Origin of the sequence: Nocardia mangyaensis, assembly GCF_001886715.1 — a bacterium.
Classification (GTDB): domain Bacteria; phylum Actinomycetota; class Actinomycetes; order Mycobacteriales; family Mycobacteriaceae; genus Nocardia; species Nocardia mangyaensis.
This window is the reverse complement of sequence record NZ_CP018082.1, coordinates 5,255,944-5,272,356: the sequence shown is the minus strand read 5'-3', so window position 1 is coordinate 5,272,356 and position 16,413 is coordinate 5,255,944. Positions and strand designations below refer to the sequence as shown.

At 63.0% G+C, this 16,413-nt stretch carries 16 protein-coding genes; 8 read left to right on the top strand and 8 right to left on the bottom strand.

The features are described 5' to 3' along the window. Positions 1–376 precede the first annotated feature (376 nt). Complete coding sequence (locus tag BOX37_RS24025) at positions 377–2,851, top strand: CHAT domain-containing protein (RefSeq protein WP_071929610.1); 2,475 nt, start codon at positions 377–379, stop codon at positions 2,849–2,851. Between the two features lie 539 nt (positions 2,852–3,390). On the opposite strand, the gene BOX37_RS34715 is transcribed toward BOX37_RS24025, so the two are convergent. From BOX37_RS34715 to BOX37_RS34265, 5 genes are all read right to left on the bottom strand, one after another. Next, entirely contained in the window at positions 3,391–4,854 is a 1,464-nt protein-coding gene (locus BOX37_RS34715) for a PIN-like domain-containing protein (protein WP_071929609.1), read from the bottom strand. A gap of 316 nt (positions 4,855–5,170) precedes the next feature. After that, on the bottom strand, positions 5,171–6,028 hold the full coding sequence (locus BOX37_RS24015; RefSeq protein WP_071929608.1) for a helix-turn-helix domain-containing protein: 858 nt from the start codon (positions 6,026–6,028) through the stop codon (positions 5,171–5,173). A gap of 394 nt (positions 6,029–6,422) precedes the next feature. Then, entirely contained in the window at positions 6,423–6,563 is a 141-nt protein-coding gene (locus tag BOX37_RS34275; RefSeq protein WP_156910518.1) for a DUF1214 domain-containing protein, read from the bottom strand. A gap of 30 nt (positions 6,564–6,593) precedes the next feature. Next, entirely contained in the window at positions 6,594–7,655 is a 1,062-nt protein-coding gene (locus BOX37_RS34270) for an LPO_1073/Vpar_1526 family protein (RefSeq protein WP_156910517.1), read from the bottom strand. Then, positions 7,652–7,942, bottom strand: coding sequence for a hypothetical protein (locus tag BOX37_RS34265; RefSeq protein ID WP_156910516.1), 291 nt, complete (start codon positions 7,940–7,942; stop codon positions 7,652–7,654). The genes BOX37_RS34270 and BOX37_RS34265 overlap by 4 nt, the downstream gene beginning before the upstream one ends. Positions 7,943–8,223: 281 nt before the next feature. Between BOX37_RS34265 and BOX37_RS24010 the strand changes: the two genes are divergently transcribed. After that, on the top strand, positions 8,224–9,225 hold the full coding sequence (locus BOX37_RS24010) for an IS481 family transposase (RefSeq protein WP_071929607.1): 1,002 nt from the start codon (positions 8,224–8,226) through the stop codon (positions 9,223–9,225). A gap of 249 nt (positions 9,226–9,474) precedes the next feature. Here BOX37_RS24010 and BOX37_RS24005 read toward each other — a convergent pair whose 3' ends face one another. The 3 genes from BOX37_RS24005 to BOX37_RS34255 are packed head-to-tail and all read right to left on the bottom strand — an operon-like array spanning position 9,475 to position 10,918. Next, positions 9,475–9,984, bottom strand: a complete 510-nt coding sequence (locus tag BOX37_RS24005) for a TIGR02391 family protein (protein ID WP_206045707.1) — start codon at positions 9,982–9,984, stop codon at positions 9,475–9,477. Then, entirely contained in the window at positions 9,981–10,676 is a 696-nt protein-coding gene (locus tag BOX37_RS34260; RefSeq protein ID WP_071929606.1) for a DUF5343 domain-containing protein, read from the bottom strand. The genes BOX37_RS24005 and BOX37_RS34260 overlap by 4 nt, the downstream gene beginning before the upstream one ends. 32 nt (positions 10,677–10,708) lie before the next feature. Then, positions 10,709–10,918 carry a hypothetical protein gene (locus BOX37_RS34255; RefSeq protein WP_420811560.1) on the bottom strand — a complete coding sequence of 70 codons (210 nt, stop codon included), beginning with the start codon at positions 10,916–10,918 and terminating at the stop codon, positions 10,709–10,711. A gap of 135 nt (positions 10,919–11,053) precedes the next feature. Between BOX37_RS34255 and BOX37_RS23990 the strand changes: the two genes are divergently transcribed. From BOX37_RS23990 to BOX37_RS23965, 6 genes are all read left to right on the top strand, one after another. Then, on the top strand, positions 11,054–11,647 hold the full coding sequence (locus BOX37_RS23990; RefSeq protein WP_071929604.1) for an NADPH-dependent FMN reductase: 594 nt from the start codon (positions 11,054–11,056) through the stop codon (positions 11,645–11,647). 254 nt (positions 11,648–11,901) lie between these two features. Next, the gene (hisN, locus tag BOX37_RS23985) at positions 11,902–12,687 is read left to right on the top strand and encodes a histidinol-phosphatase (RefSeq protein WP_071929603.1); all 786 of its coding nucleotides are present in this window, start codon (positions 11,902–11,904) and stop codon (positions 12,685–12,687) included. Between the two features lie 96 nt (positions 12,688–12,783). Beyond that, a complete protein-coding gene (gene recQ, locus BOX37_RS23980) occupies positions 12,784–14,760 on the top strand; it encodes a DNA helicase RecQ (protein ID WP_084760028.1) in 1,977 nt (658 codons plus the stop codon). Between the two features lie 37 nt (positions 14,761–14,797). Continuing rightward, entirely contained in the window at positions 14,798–15,031 is a 234-nt protein-coding gene (locus tag BOX37_RS23975; RefSeq protein ID WP_071929602.1) for a WLR motif membrane protein, read from the top strand. 48 nt (positions 15,032–15,079) lie between these two features. Beyond that, positions 15,080–15,553, top strand: coding sequence for an SsrA-binding protein SmpB (gene smpB, locus BOX37_RS23970; protein WP_071929601.1), 474 nt, complete (start codon positions 15,080–15,082; stop codon positions 15,551–15,553). Next, positions 15,550–16,413 (top strand): DMT family transporter, encoded by an 864-nt coding sequence (locus tag BOX37_RS23965; RefSeq protein WP_071929600.1) that lies wholly within the window; start codon positions 15,550–15,552, stop codon positions 16,411–16,413. Before smpB ends, BOX37_RS23965 begins: the two co-directional genes overlap by 4 nt.

Sequence of the window (16,413 nt, the reverse complement as noted above, 5' to 3'; positions counted from 1 at the left end):
GGGCCCTAGTCTCGTTTGGATCAAATCCTCGCGGTGTTTCCACTCCCTATCTGGATGGTTTAAACGCGCGGTAGGCGGGTTCGCGACACGGTGGCCAATGCGTCCTCGCGATCCTCGCCGCTAACCCAAGGCGATAGGCTGGCTCCCGAACCAGTCGCCAGGATACGCGCCTTTGCCCACCGCATGCCCTGGCCAGTTTGCGAACCACGATCATAAGCGTTGCGCACCAATAGGATTGAGGATGCGTGGCACCCTGCACTGCCTGATAGGCTGACCAGCCCTTGCCGATGCCCCGACCGTTCGTTGTGGCAACGACTCGGAGGGTACAAGGCCGCGGACTTATTCGTCGATGTTGGAGAGAGGTATTGCAATCAACGTGACCGAGGTCGAGCAAGAGTTCGAGCGGGGGACGAGAAAGTCAACAGGCCGCAACCCGCGGTCCAGGCACGGCTACGAGACGATGGCCAGGTACTGCAATGAGGCCCGTAGCTTGTTACTGCCTAGTGCGCGAGGTAACCAAGACCTCCTGAAAGCAGCCTTCAAACTCGGTGCGGCACAACGAATCGCTCTGGCACGTCACGACCAAGCTACGGTCGCTTCGATCCTTGCCAGCCTCGGAAAGGCGATCAGCGATTACGTCACTGAGGACACGGACCTCGCGAAGGCCCGCGCGGCCAGTCTCCTCGAAGAGGCTGCGGGACAATACCGAGAACTCGATAACATGAGGACCGCAGCTATCGTATACACCAACGCAGCGAGCGTGATCCTCGACCAAAGTCGCATCCGTGACTCCGACCTCCAGAACGCAGCGACCTTCCTGGATTTTAGTTTCGAGCACAAGGAAGAGAACTCACTCGACTGGGGATATTCCCAGTTCACGGCAGGCCGATTGGGTTGCCAGATGGCCTATCGTCAGCATGGCGCAGACCGAGTCCGAATGTTGGCCGAGGCAGTCACGAACATCCTGGACGGACTGAGACTCCTTCGCGCACACCAGGGCGATACTCCGGTGGGCGGCATCGCCGAACTGGGTCGAGTTGTGCTGGAGCTGATCGATGCCGACCGGCACGCACAGACAGGCGCCCTCATCCTGGCGCATATCGATGACCTGCCGGCTTCGCTGTACAACAGGGCTTCGAACGCTCCCGAATCGATCGCAGGCCTGCTCCAAAGCAACCCGGTGGCGATCGGTGTCGACCAGACTCCTGTCTGGCTGGACTTGGATGCGAGCATATCGTTGAGCCCACAGCACGTCACCATGCTCGAAGAGGTCGCACGGGAATTGGAACGCCTGCTCGACGTGTCGTCCGAGCGGCATCAACTCGCCCACGGGAGGTGGTATCGGGCGCGAATCGAATTCTTGCTGCACCGATCCCGCACGACCCTCCAAGGATTGATCAGCGCACTCCACGACTTCGACACCGACCCTGAGCGATATTTCGGCTGCGCCTACTTCATCATCAAGAACGGGCAGGATCTCTTCGAACCTGAGACGGAGGTCCCGGTGCTGCGAGCCGCGGTATCCGCATTCAATAGAGTGTCCACGGCACGTTCCAGCGAACGCCTGGAACCGTTCCTTCGATCGCAGCCGGTGCAGATGCGATTCATCGCCGGCCAATTGTCCGAGTACGGTTTGTGGGACGAAGCCATTGAGACCCTTGAGGCCAGTCGAGCTCTGATCCATGAGCTGACCGACACCCCTGACTTACCGTCACACGACGCCACCGCACACCGGGGTCCATCGTGGGTCTATCTGAATCATTCTCCCGTCGCCACCTACATTGCCGTGGCCCGCGAGGAATGGGATCGTGCACGAGGAATTCGGCTAAATGCGCTTGCCGGGCGAAATCTGGTGCAACTGACGAATTCCTTCGCCGACAGCGCACCTGGGCTGGTGACAGTGCAGACCACGGGCATGTCCGCGCACCTCGAAACGGCCGTGGTGGCTACGCTTGAAAGCCTGCGTGCGGTCGCGGAACAAATCTGCCGCCTCGCCCCCGCAGCTTCCGGAATCTGTCTCGTCGCATGTGGTCTGTTCTCTCAGCTACCAGTCTCCGCTGCGGTGCTCGACCATCCCGATTATCGGCATCCATTCATCAGCGTGGTTTCTAGTCGCCACGCGACATCATCGAGCACCAGCCGTCTCATTCTCGATGACAGATTCTCCTACCACGGCGTGAGCGCCATGAACCCTCCCCACGCATCCCAGCTGCGATACCCCGACGCTGAGGTATCGGCGGTGCAGGAAATCCTCCGCACGGCAGGGCTCCATGCGGACACGAAACACGAAGCGTGCGTCCAGGACCTGACTACGGCCGCCCGCACATCTTCGGTTGTGCACTTTTCGGGTCACTCCAGTGTTGATCATCTGGACCCGAGACGGTCGGCGCTTATTTTGACTGACGCCGACGTCACGGTTCAGTCGATGAGCGGTTGGAAGCGGACCGACCCCGGCGCCTTTCTAGCCGCCTTCAGCTCGTGCAGCTCCGGAGTGCCCTCTACGCTGGTTCTCGGCGATGAAGCGATCAGCGTCAATGCCGCCGCACTGAAAGCAGGATTCGCGTTCTCCGTCGGCTCCCTTTGGCAGGTCAACGACCTCGCAGGCATGGCGTTCATGGTGCGCTTCTTCCAGGAAGTCGCGGTCCTGGAAGCGCTTGGCGCCGAGGAGTTGTCCTCGCGACTGCGCACAGTACAACTGTGGATGAGGAGCGTGACCGTGCAGGAACTGGAGCGCTTCCTACACGAACACGGGGTGCGATGGGCACCACCGGCCACCGCGCCTCTCGATGCGCGTCCACTGCAGTCAGCTCGATATTGGGCTGCGTTTTACCTCAGTTCGCGCACGATGTGAGGGGGATACCGTCGGCTCAGATCGTAGGCCCGACCGGCAAAAATGCTTACCCGCCGCCGATCTCCGCAACCCGGGCTGTGGATCACACGCCATCGCACTGTTCGAACTAACCCGAACGCTGCGCCAGTTAGCATGTGGGGTGTTCTCAAGGTCGACTCGGAGCATCTCCATCACCGATTTCAGAGCGTAGAGAAAACGTTCGCGGAGAACCTAAACGGTTGAGGGCTATGGTAATTCAGCAGCATCTGGTGTAGGTGCCAAAGTGCTCATGCGCAGCGGGAACCGGACATGCCTGGGGTGGACCACCCTCGGAACCGCTTTCTTGGTCGTCGTGCTGCCCGCGCACTTGAATCATCCCTCCATCTCGGAGATTTTGGCGTGGATAAACTCTCGACTATGAAAGTTGCAGGGCCTCCAAATTTTATGCAGCGCAATATTCGTGCGAGCCGTCGCTATTCACTGAGCGTCCTAGTCGCTGGTGTTACGGCGAGCTAGTCGGCGGTCCGAGCTTCAAGTGTTCACTCATGCGGGTGTGCGGGTTACAATTGCCTAAGGCGAGCTTGTCGGCGGGCTTCGCGCATCTTGAGTAGTTCCTGCTCCAACGACTCCGCGATTCTGAATTTATCAGTGTCAAGTAGATTTTTCGGATCGATTGCTTCGTAGCCGAAATTGGATTCAGCTAAAGCCTTCTCGACTCGTGCCTCGATATCGGAGATAGGGGACTTTCGGGGTTCTTTTGGCCCTAATCTCGTCGCCTTATCGGTATTGACTGCGAGTAAGGTGACCACTTCCGCGGGGATGGCGAAATGCGAGGACTTCGCCCCCGCGTCATATTTGGCGTCGAGCAGGGGCTCAACGCCATAGGGTATTAATCCTGCTGTCTGGAGCTCGGTAGTGAGCCTTGTAACGGGACGGGTGAATCCGCGGAGCGTCTGATCTTCGGCGCGCCCGTCAAGTTCATAGACACGGCGTCGAGAGATGACGCCGCCGTTGGCTGCCGCCTCTCTGATGACCTCGGCTTGTGTGTATTTGTTCTGGTCCAAATGGGTGAGCACTACGTTGACAGTGTCGAAGTCCCAGGGAGTCCATTCCGGTTCGTCCCGGACGCGCTGGATTTCTTGTACCGATTCCGCGCGGGTGCCAACGCCAATCGATGCTGAGTGCTCCAATAGGTCGGATGGCTCTAGGAGGTAGATGCGACAGCCGGTCCTGCGGTGATACTCATCGATTAGCTCTCTCCGGGGCCCGATCAGCTGACCGCGTTCAGTTCGGTCCCACCAGTCTTCCTTAGTGTCTGCTGTGACCAGTACAAGGTCTTTGCCCGCGGACTCGCCTTTAGTGAGGAGCTGAAGCCACACAATGTAGTCACCCGATGCGCGTTCGGGCAGGTCAGACTCAAGTTTGGCCGCGTCCATGTATCCCGGTGGCTCAAGGCCTTTCACCCGACGCTCGCCTTCGGCAACCGCTGCGTCCCATGCGTCCGAGCTCAATTCGTCGCCTACCGCGCCATCCAGCAAAGTGGCCAGTTCGGCTAACAGGCGATCCTCGGACGTTGGAAGATGTGCGCTCACACGAGCCGGTTCATCACCCAGGTCCCCGCTGATCGATTCAAAGAAGGCGTCCGTCCGTTCGAGGAGCTGGTTGAGCTGGTCTTCTGGCAACGCGACGCTCTTGGCCCACCGCTTGATCGCGTCCTTCGTCGAGGTACAGTTCTTGGCTAGGGCGGACTGCGCATCCTTCTTTGACGCACCGAGTCCGCCGATCACACTCTGTCGATTGCGCCAGAACTCTCGTACAACCTGATGGGGTACGAACAGCCGCTCGCGCACGGCACGCAGGACCGAGAGGAAGTCTGCTCTGGTGGATTCGTTATAGCGATACAGATTCAACAGGACATTGGTGTCTACGGCCAGGATCCCAGTCTGCAACGCCGCGCTTGTATCAGACGGTCCTGGCACAATGAACGCTTCGAATCCCTTGAAGAGGTCGCCTCTGGTCTCCATTGACACTCGCTGGCCCTCCGGATCTCCTGCAGCTCATCCAGATGCGCTGCGGCTCTTAGACGTTCACCCCCGTGGCGACGGACGATGCTGTGACGACTGAGGTTACGCCTATCGGGAAGGTGTAGGCAATGAGCAGAGATGCAACGTCGAGTTGGGGCTGTGCGCGGCCAGTTCAACAACCATTCTTCCTCGGGCATCTGTTGGATCTACTTGCGATGGAGTGGCAATAGCCGCGGGACTGACCGCCGAGCTCGTCCTATGTCCGGCACCGAGTCGTTCCCCTAGACTGCTGCGATCGGTATGCGTCTAACCTGATTCAGATCGAGATCACACGGAGCGCGCCGGGGTGGCGGCCCGCGATCTTGTCTAATGCGGTCGCAGTGGCTTCATCGGCCGGGAGGTAGACGAACAACTGCTGGTCGTCATCGGCCGGGAGATCGAGGGTTTCGTATACGAGGCGCAGAGGACCGGCCTCGGGGTGTTCGACGCGGGTGGTGCCGGTCGCGGCGGGGAGGCTGGGGACGGTAGCGACACGGCGCGTGAATTGCTCACCTGCCACGATCTCGAGTTGATCAGCCAGGGCGGCAGTGGCCGGATCATTGCGGAAGGGGCCTTGTTTGAGTGCGGCGACCTGGAGGTCGGCGATGTGTTCCCAATCGGGGTAGAAGTCGTGAGCCCGGGAGTCGCCGAAGATGAAGAGAGCGAGGTTGGCTGTGGACGGATCGTCGAGCACACCGGTTGGTGCCATCAGACGGTGGTAGCCCTCGGTATAGGCCAGGACATCGCTGAGGCGGTTTACGACCACCGCGACCGCTGGTTCCAGATGTTCGAGGATGGCGCGGACAGTGGGACGAACGGACCGGGCAGGGTCTGCGTTGCCCATGCAGCTGAAGCCCGCGTCAGCCGATTTGGTTAGTCGGTACAGGTGAATGCGTTCGCTCGGCGCGAGATGTAGTGCGTTGGCGATGGCTGAGAGCACTGGCGGGGACGGGTGACGGTCGCGGCCTTGTTCGAGGCGAATGAGGTATTCGACGCTAACTCCAGCCAGGGTGGCGAGTTCGGAACGACGCAAACCGGGCGTGCGGCGTCGCGGCCCGGCAGGCAAACCAACATGGGCAGGTGAGACCGCCTCGCGTCGGCTACGCAGGAACAGGCCCAACTCGTTGTCGGTCACTTTCGTGCTCCTTCGTTCCCGCAAGGCTCATTTGCACATGCAATGAACCTGACCAGGTCGGTGCCCCACCTGCGCAGCAGCACTCAACCAACTGCTCGATTACTTGACTAGAGAGTGTGTAACCAACATCTCACCCCCGCCAGATGTGCGCACTATGTACTTCAGGTCGCCTGAGCTGCGCAAAGACACTTCCGAATTCCTCGCTCAGTTCCACCACCGACCCCGTCAGCTGATCAAGACCTGCGCGCAGGCGGCATTGCAAGTGTCGGAGAGGCCGGCCAGTCGCGAGGTAGGTGGCACTGTCGCGGGTTGAGCTGTTGGCCGAGCTGCTGTGCTAGGGGACTGGCCAGCGGTGGCGTGAGAGCAGTTGAGGTCCGTCGTCTTGGGGGAAGGGCTACTGGATCGGTTGCAGATCACTGGGCTTCCACGTCTGGTCGAAGAACTCTTGGCCAGGTCCGTACAGGCGCAGGATCGCGAAGTATCCCTTGCCGGGCACTGTGGGTAGCCAGTTGCTGTCCTCGGCTGCCGCGGTCAACCCGAGACGGGGTCGTGCCTTTCGTCAAATCTACTCAGCGAATGAAAGGATCCACGGGCCGCAATCTATCTTGCCGAGTCTTCGCATATTGGCGTAGGCAATGGCTTCACCCAGAGGTGTAACTGAAATTCCTCCCAGTATCCCCTCTTCCATTTCGAGCAGATCAATCAAGGTACTTGCCCTTCTTGATGCTAGAAATTGGCTAAATCTCTCAGGTTCCATCCTGTTATCCGACAGCAGCTTCTCGAATACGGCCAGCGAAGCTGGAGACCATGGAGATGGCAATGCATTTCTCAAATGATCTTCAGAAGGCGCGGAAATCTGAAACCGATGTGGCGCATGGATGCATTGAACCACCGGCGAGTACGCCGTACCTAGAACGCCCTCGAACATGGGATCCAGGTCCTCCCGACCAAATCCGGAAGATAGAAGTCCAGGGTATTTCTTGGGGAGCGCCTTGGAAATCTTCGGAAATCCAGTTGCAACTACCAGCCACACGCATCCCCTGGCGTTTAGGCTGAGATAACTTGACTCATTCACGGGTAGTAGCTTTACGAGGTCCGCCAGCACGGTGTCATATTGTTCAACGAGCTCGTAGGCGTTGTTACCGAGGTACCATCTTGGGCCCAGATACCACTTAACGCTCAGGATGGCGAGTTCAGCCTCAGTAAGCTTGGGGATAAGCACCACTGCGTCATTGAGAATGCTAGCCAACAGTGAGCCAGATTCGCTAGCACATCTTGCCACTAGCGTTTCAATCAGCACCTCTGCCGTCGCGTCATTTCCCGAACGCGCGAAACCTGTTCCAGAGTCGATTATCGCATGCATCCTATCTGGGTCCGATGCCGCATCCGTAAGCGACTCGCTCGCCAGTCGTACAGCCAATTGCTGCACGAAGCGTTCGATCCGCCTAATAGCTTCAGCCTGCGCTAGGACCCCATACTTAACTAACTCGGCGATCACGGCATCTGAAACTATTTGCCTCACCTCGCCAAACGATGGCCCATTGTTGTTTACAACAATGTCGTTTGCTGCACTCAGGTTGGGCGAATTGTCTCCCGAGGTACTCTGCGAACGCGACACTATGCTCATGAGTTATTGATGTCCCCACCGGAAATTTGATTCGGAGAGTTCGTTCCCGATGATTGTTGACGTATATTGCTGATTCCGGGAGAACCGCCTTGCTTCCCTGCAACAAGCCCCCATATGACGATCAACCCAAAGGCTACAAGCGCCGCGATTGCAACCCACGTCGGCCACGCCCATAGTTGGACATCAGAGCTCGATGCGGCCACCGTTGCGTAGGCACCCCACAACGCAGCCGTGACGCTAGCCCCGCCGACGCCGATTGCAACCAGGTTGGTGCTGTTGTTACTCACGGTCTCCAGTATGCCGTGGTTGCCAACCCGCGACACTCACTATTCGCGCGACGAACTACCCAGTGCATTGTGCCAGGAAGGGCACAGTCCAGTCGGCGGCGAGCCGTCAGTGTCCCAGCTGCCCTCGAAGCCCTCCGACGCCGGTCTTGCCATTCATCCCTAGCTGTTGCGGGTCATGAGGTTGTTGACGCCCGGGCAGGGGTGAGCTGAGGGGACGGACCTCCCGGCGGCAGGATGGAAAACACCACATCCCCCATCTGCCCCAGCCGAGAGATCCGTCCGTGACCCACCGTAATGCCCCGCTGTCGGTCGAAGGCCGTCGCCGCCTCGTCGCCCGCTGCCAGCACCGTTCGATCGCCCACGTCGCCGCCGAGATGGGTATCTCACGCCAGTGCGCGTCGAAGTGGGTGAACCGGTGGCGCCGCCACGGCGAACTCGGCCTGCTCGACCGATCCTCGACACCACACCACCAACCCAGGGCGACCCCCGCCGGGGTCGTCTCCCGGATCGAGCGGCTACGCAGGGACAACAAATGGTCGGCACGGCGGATCGCTTTCGAACTCGACGGTGACGGCACCGCGATCGCAGTTCGCACCGTCACCCGCCAGCTCGCCCATCTGGGACTGCATCGGCGCCGGTTCCTCGACCCCACCGGCGAGAACAACCGGACACCTCGACCGATCGTGGCCCGCTGGCCAGGACACATGGTCCATGTCGATGTGAAGAAGGTCGGCCGGATCCCCGATGGCGGCGGCTGGCGGGTTCACGGCGCAGGTTCCGAACAGGCCAAGCTCGCCGCACGAGCCAAGAAGCGCGGGGCCAGAGCCGGCTATGTCTACCTGCACTCGGTGGTCGACGGCTACTCACGGCTCGCCTACACCGAAGCCCTCGACGACGAGAAAGCCGAGACCGCGATCCGGTTCATGCACCGAGCCAGGGCCTTCCTCGCCGCCCACGGCATCACCCACATCCACCGGATCGTGACCGACAACGGCTCCTGCTACCGCGCCCACGACTTCGCGAAGGTGCTCCGCGGGGCCCGTCACCAGCGAATCCGCCCCTACACACCCCGCCACAACGGCAAAGTCGAACGCTACCAACGGATCCTGGCCGAAGAGTTCCTCTACGCCCGAGCATGGACCTCAGACCTTCAGCGCAGTCAAGCCCTGCAGGTCTGGAACATCCACTACAACTACCATCGTCCGCACACCGCCGCTGGGAACCGACCACCAGTCATCCGTCTCCACGCCGGTGTCACCAACGTCATGGCCTCATACACCTAGCGGGAAGATGCGACGCTGATCCATACGGAGCATCTATCAGGAGACCTTGGCGACCCAACGCTTCCGCACCCCAAGCGGAGTGCACGGTAGGCGAAAGCTGGACGTCGCGCCCGAGCGAGTCAGGCTCTTCGCAGGACGAGAAGTCGGCGATGATTGCATCCGGACTGCCGCACCCCTCCGGGGCTTGCCATCTATCTAACGAGAGGTCACCCAACTGCCGGTCCATCAGATGTCGCCCGCCGCATATCACTATCGAACATGAGCTGCATCAAGTCTGCGTAACAAGAGTGAAGAAAAAGCTAGATAGTCCAGAGCTTCGTCGGGTGTGTCACCTATATCTATCTCGTGCCCACGCGGGTTGCGGATACCGGCCGCAGCACCCGCAAACATCGATCTAAAGCCACGCTGTTCATCCAGTTCCGACTCGGAAACTAGAGCATTAAGCTTAACCTTTGCATTATTCTCATTAAAGGCATCCATCATCAGGGCGTAGCCAGTCTTGCCGTTAAGCCCAGAAATTCTCTTAACCTCTATTTCAATGAATTTGAACGCTTCGAATACGGCCTGTTCAAAATGACCGTCGTCGAATAGGGTTCGAACTTTATTCGGTAGGTCAGGATGAATATTCCGCGTCTCAAAGGGGTGTAGTTCATTCTCACCCTCAGGGGCGATGGCAACAGTGGACACGGCCACATCAGGTAACCATTCCGTGCCGACGGATCGGGCGACGCGCTCGAAACGGTCCAGCAACCCACTCACGACATCAAGTGCTTCCGAATACTTGCGAAAATCGCATCATAAGTTTCAGCATCCCCGCCGGCTGGCAAGTTGACCTCGATGCGTACCGTCAGCCCAACGTCCTGGCCGCTCGTAGGCCCGGCAACAGGGCTTGTACCGTTTTTGCTATCGCTTGGTAGCAGTTGCGCACCATCGCCCTGCTTGGATTTATCCACCTTGGTCGTTAGCTTCTTGCGGGAACGACCGGGAGTTGTACCCGATTTATTATTAGTGGCGGAACGAGCGGCGGGAAGTTCCCCATGGCCCGCGAGTGCGGCAAGCGTCTGAAATGTCGTTGCTTGACGCTGCCCTACCACGGCCGAAGTTTTGTCAGAAGCTCGAAACCAATGAATCAAATCGTCCCGCTCGGCTTCAAGTGCATCACCCATCTCGTCGAACAGCTCCGAGTAGGCGACGCGAAGAATGTTGCCGAAGCCAGTTTGAAACGAGTCCTCATTCCCGTAGAGAAATTCACTCTTAGTGTCGACTCGATTTCCGTCCTCGTCAATTATGCCAAGAAACCGAAGTGTCGCAATTATGTACGACTCGTTGGCAGGGGCTATATTGAAGCGCTGCAGGTAACCTGAGTCGACTTTTGTTGGGACACTTTTGCGTAGCTGCGCAAAGGTCTGGACCAGCGCGCTCTGGCCTGATATGTAGGGATAGCTCGGCACTAGAACCCTCTCGGAACGCGGTTGTCGGAGACCTAGCAAGCGATATGGGAGCCATCATACCCGGGGTCGATCGGCATCGGCGAAGGAGTGTGTAACGAACATCTCACCCCGGCCAGGGTGGCGAGTTCGGAACGGCGCAGGCCCGGCGTCCGTCGTCGCGCACCGGTCGGCAGCCCGACCTGGGCGGGGGTCACGGATTCGCGGCGGGAGCGCAGGAACAGGCCCAATTCGTTGTCGCTCACGAATCCCACGCTACCGGCGGGGTCGGCGCCGAGGGTGTCCCTGTCACTACCACTCTCACGGCGGTCTCCCCGGGGGCGCACCGCTGGACGACTCTGGGTGTCGAACAGCCGATTCGAAGCATCGAAGGAGTCCCCATGACCGAGCGCCTGAGACTCGCCGTCATCACCACCAGCGTCCGCGACGGGCGGTTCGGCCCGGTGGTCACCGAGTGGTTCACCGACCAGGCCGCCAGCCACGGCGGGTTCGACGTGACCACCATCGACCTGGCCGAGGTCGACCTGCCGCACGAACTGCCCGCCGCCCCACCGCTGTTCGAACCGCATCCGGTGCGCCCCGCCGGGATGGCCGAGTTCACCCGGGTGATCGGCGAGGCCGACGCGATCGTGCTGGTCGTGCCCGAGTACAACCGCAGCTACCCGTCCTCGATCAAGGCCGCCATCGACTGGCACTTCACCGAATGGGCCGGGAAGGCGATCGGATTCGTCGGCTACAGCGGTGGTTCCGGCGGTCTGCTGGCGATCGAAGGCCTGCGGCAGGTGTTCAACGAACTCGACGCCCACACCGTGCGTGAGTACGTGTCGTTCCCGCGCTACTACCTGCTCTTCGACGAGAACGGGAAGCTGCACGCTCCCGAAGAGCCCGCGGCCGCGGCAGCCACGATGCTCGACCGGGTGCACTGGTGGGCCAGCGCCCTGACCGCCGCGCGATCGGTGCCGATCGCGGTCTGAGCGGTGTCGCGCTCAGCCTGGTGATCTCGCCCTCGTCCCGTGGCGGTCGTGCTGACAACGGCACCCCGGTGCGCGCTGCTGCTCGACCGGTGCGGGTCGCGATCCGCACCGTGCGAATGACGGCATGACGAGCCGGTGGCCGCAGTGGATCGCCACCATGCTCGAGGCGGGCGCGTAGGTCGGGAGTGGCGGCAGGTCAGGACCTGGGACGCCGTGCCTCGGTGCCGATCCGTCGGGGCGCTAGAGTTCGGCGCGTGGCTGCATACTCCGCTGACCTGGACCTTGCCCTGCGACTGGCCGACGAAGCCGACGCGATCTCACGGGCGCGTTTCGGCGCCGTCGATCTGAAGGTCGATTCGAAGCCGGACCTGACGCCGGTCTCGGACGCCGACCTGGCGGTGGAGCAGGTCATCCGCCGGGTGCTCGGCGCCGAACGCCCCGACGACGCGGTGCTCGGTGAGGAGTTCGGCGGCGATGCCGAGTTCACCGGCAGGCAGTGGGTGGTCGACCCGATCGACGGCACCAAGAACTTCGTGCGCGGCGTGCCGGTGTGGGCGAGTCTGATCGCGTTGCTGGACAACGGCGTTCCCGTGGTCGGCGTGGTGAGCGCGCCCGCCCTGGGCCGCCGCTGGTGGGCCGCCGCCGGGTCAGGGGCTTGGGCACAGGTGCACCCGGGGGCGCCGAAGCCGATCTCGGTGTCGGCGGTGGGGGAGCTGGACTCGGCCAGCCTGGCCTTCTCCAGTCTGTCGGGCTGGCACGCGCGTGGCCTGCGGGAGAAGCTCATCGACCTCACCGATGAGGTGTGGCGGGTCCGCGGCTTCGGCGACTTCTTCAACTATTGCCTGGTCGCCGAGGGCGCGGTCGACATCGCGGCCGAGCCGGAGGTGTCGCTGTGGGACCTGGCCGCTCTCGACATCCTGGTGCGCGAGGCCGGTGGCGCGTTCACCGCCCTGGACGGGCGCCCCGGCCCGCACGGCGGCGATGCCGTGGCGACCAACGGGCCGCTTCATGACGAGGTCCTGGCCCGTTTGCGCGGCTGAATCGCAGTTGTCCACATGTGAGCAGATTCCGGTGAACGCCGTCGTCGGCTCCGGTGGACGGGCTGCGCGATCGCGGTGCGCTCGTAGGATGGCCCGGTGAGCAATTCCGGCGCCACAGCCCCCGATGTCGACGACTTTCCCCCCGACGACGCCTACCCCCACGAGGGCGGTTACGTCGCCGAGCACGACTTCGACGACACCGGCGGCCTCCACTTCGACGACCTCGCCCCTGCCACCCCGGGCCGCGCGGCCGCCCCCGCGCGCGGCGAGACCGCCGAGGAGGTGCTGGGCCGCGTCTTCGGCTACGACAGCTTCCGCGGTGACCAGGCCGCCATCGTCGAGCAGGTCGTCAGCGGCGGTGACGCCCTGGTCCTGATGCCGACCGGCGGCGGAAAATCCCTGTGCTATCAGGTGCCTTCGCTCGTGCGCTCCGGTGTCGGCGTCGTCGTCTCACCCCTGATCGCGCTCATGCAGGACCAGGTCGACGCACTCAGCGCCCTCGGTGTGCGCGCGGGCTTCCTCAACTCCACCCAGTCGCCGGACCAGCGGCGCACCGTGGAAGCGCAGTTCGTCGCCGGCGACCTCGACCTGCTGTATCTCGCGCCGGAACGGCTGCGCCTCGAGGCCACCCAGCGGCTGCTCGAACGCGGCACGGTGGCGCTGTTCGCCATCGACGAGGCGCACTGCGTCGCGCAGTGGGGCCACGACTTCCGGCCCGACTATCTGGCGCTGTCGCTGCTGCACGAGCGCTGGCCCGATGTCCCGCGCATCGCGCTCACCGCCACCGCCACCGCCAAGACCCGCGCCGAGATCGTCGAACGCCTCGATCTGGGTGGTGCGAAGCAGTTCGTCTCCAGCTTCGACCGGCCCAACATCCAGTACCGGATCGAGTCCAAGAACCGCGCCGACCGCCAGCTGCTCGAGTTCATCCGCGCCGAGCACCCCGGCGACGCGGGCATCGTCTACTGCCTCTCGCGCAACTCGGTGGAGAAGACCGCGGCGCTGCTCAACGAGAACGGGGTGCGCGCGGTGCCCTATCACGCGGGCCTGGACAACCGCACCCGCGCCGAGAACCAGGCCAGGTTCCTGCGCGAGGACGGCCTGGTCGTGGTCGCCACCATCGCCTTCGGCATGGGCATCGACAAGCCCGACGTGCGCTTCGTCGCCCACCTCGACCTGCCCAAGTCGGTCGAGGGCTATTACCAGGAGACCGGCCGCGCCGGGCGCGACGGACTGCCGTCGACGGCATGGATGGTCTACGGCCTCAACGATGTCGTGCAGCAGCGCAAGATGATCGACTCCAGCGAAGGTGACGCCGCCCACCGCAGACAGCTGCAACTGCACCTGGACGCCATGCTCGCCCTGTGCGAGACGGTCGGCTGTCGTCGTGTGCAGCTGCTGAACTACTTCGGCCAGCCCGGCGCCGCCTGCGGCAACTGCGATGTGTGCCTGAACCCGCCGCAGACCTGGGACGGCACCGTGCCCGCGCAGAAGCTGCTCTCCACGGTGCTACGGCTCAAACGCGAACGGGGACAAGCCTTCGGCGCGGGCCACCTCGTCGACATCCTGCTCGGCAAGGCCAATCCCAAAGTCACCCAGCACCGGCACAACGAACTGTCGGTGTTCGGCATCGGCACCGACTTGCGCGACACCGAGTGGCGCGGGGTGGTGCGCCAGCTGCTGGCGGGCGGACTGCTCGCCGTGCAGGGCGAGTACGGCGTGCTCGCGCTCACCGACGCCAGCAACGAGGTGCTGTTCGAGGGCAAGAAGGTGCCGATGCGCCGCGAGCCCGAACGGGCCGCCCGCCCCGCGCGCACCCCCAAATCCGCGAAGGCGACCGTCGACCTGCCCGCCGGCGACGTGCCCCTGTTCGAACGCTTGCGCGCCTGGCGCGCGGCCACCGCCAAGGAGCAGGGCGTACCCGCCTACGTGGTGTTCCACGACGCCACGCTGCGCGAGATCGCCGCCCGCAAGCCCGCCGATCTCGCCGCGCTGGGCACCGTCGCGGGCGTCGGCGAGAACAAGCTGGCCCGCTACGGGGAAGGGGTGCTGACCACGCTGGCCGAGGAATAGGCCCCACATCGTGGCCACCGCGAGTTACTGTCGATTCATGGCGAACGGCGATGACTCCGAAGGAGATACGGCCGAAGGCGGCGGTGGCGCGGGCGGGGCGGACGCCCCGGCGCGCCCCCGCAAGCACGTCGACCCGGTCGTCGCGCCCGCCCTGCTCGGCACCCGCCACCAGGTGGTCCACCGCGGCCGCCCCCGCTGGACGACGGTGGGTCTGGTCCTGCTGTTCATCGCCGCGCTGGCTCTCTACTTGGCACTGCGTCCCGGCGGCTGATCAGACCACGGAATAAACCGGTGGCGTCGTCACTTAGAGTTGACCGTTATGAAGGAAAAGGGCAGGAAGGTCATCGCGACCAACCGCCGCGCGCGGCACAACTACACGATCCTCGACACCTATGAGGCGGGGATCGCGCTGGTAGGCACCGAGGTGAAGAGCCTGCGTGAGGGCAAGGCCTCGCTGGTGGACGCCTTCGCGACCGTCGACCACGGCGAGGTCTGGCTGCGCGGCCTGCACATTCCGGAGTTCAGCCACGGCACCTGGACCAACCACTCGCCGCGACGCACCCGCAAACTGCTGCTGCACAAGCGCGAGATCGAGCACCTGGTCGGCAAGTCGCGCGAGGGCAACCAGACGCTGGTGCCGCTGTCGATGTACTTCTCCGACGGCAAGGTCAAGGTGGAGCTCGCGCTCGCCAAGGGCAAGCAGGATTACGACAAGCGCCAGGACCTCGCTCGCCGTCAGGCCGAGCGTGAGGTCACCCGCGAGATCGGTCGGCGGGTCAAAGGCATGCGTTGATCTCTGTCGCGCTCGCCCTGATCGCGGCGGCGGGCTACGGAGTCAGCGATTTCTTCGGAGGTGTGGCCGCGCGCCGGGTCACCGCTCTGCGCGTGGTGGTGGTGTCGTACCCGTTCTCGGTGCTGCTGGTCTTGCTCATCGCGCCGCTGGTCGGCGGCCACGCCGACACGGCGTCGATGATGTGGGGTCTGGCCGCGGGGGTGGCCAGCGGTCTGGCCGTGTGGTGGTTCTACGCCGCGCTCGCCGACGGTCCGATGTCGGTGGTCTCCCCGGTCACCGCGGTGCTGGTCGCCGGCATTCCGGTCATCGCCGGATTGTTCCTCGGCGAACGACCGGGCCCGCTGGCCGTCGCCGGGATCGCGCTCGCCCTGATCGCGGTGGTGCTGGTCAGCCGTGAGGCGCCCGACAAGACCACCGAGGAGATCATCGGCGGGCGCGAACTGCGGTTCACTCGCCGGGTCGCGCTGCTCACCGTCGGCTCGGGCGCCGCGTTCGGCTTCGCCTTCTACTTCCTGCACGCGACCAGCCCGAGCGCCGGGCTGTGGCCGCTACTCGGCCAACGCGCCGCCGCGACGGCCGTCGTATGGACTTCCGCGCTGGCCGCCGGCCAGTTCCGCGGCCTGCACGGCGAGCCGCTCCGGCTGGCACTGGCCATCGGCGTGCTCGACGTGATCGCCAACGCCGCCCTGCTGTACGCCTTCCACGGCGGCCTGCTGTCGGTGGTCAGCGTGATCGGTTCGCTGTATCCGGCCGCCACGGTGCTGCTGGCGATGGTGCTGCTCGGCGAGCGAATCGGCGGGATGCAGAAGGTGGGCATGGCGCTCGTCCTCACGGCGGTCGCCATGATCGCCGCGAACTGA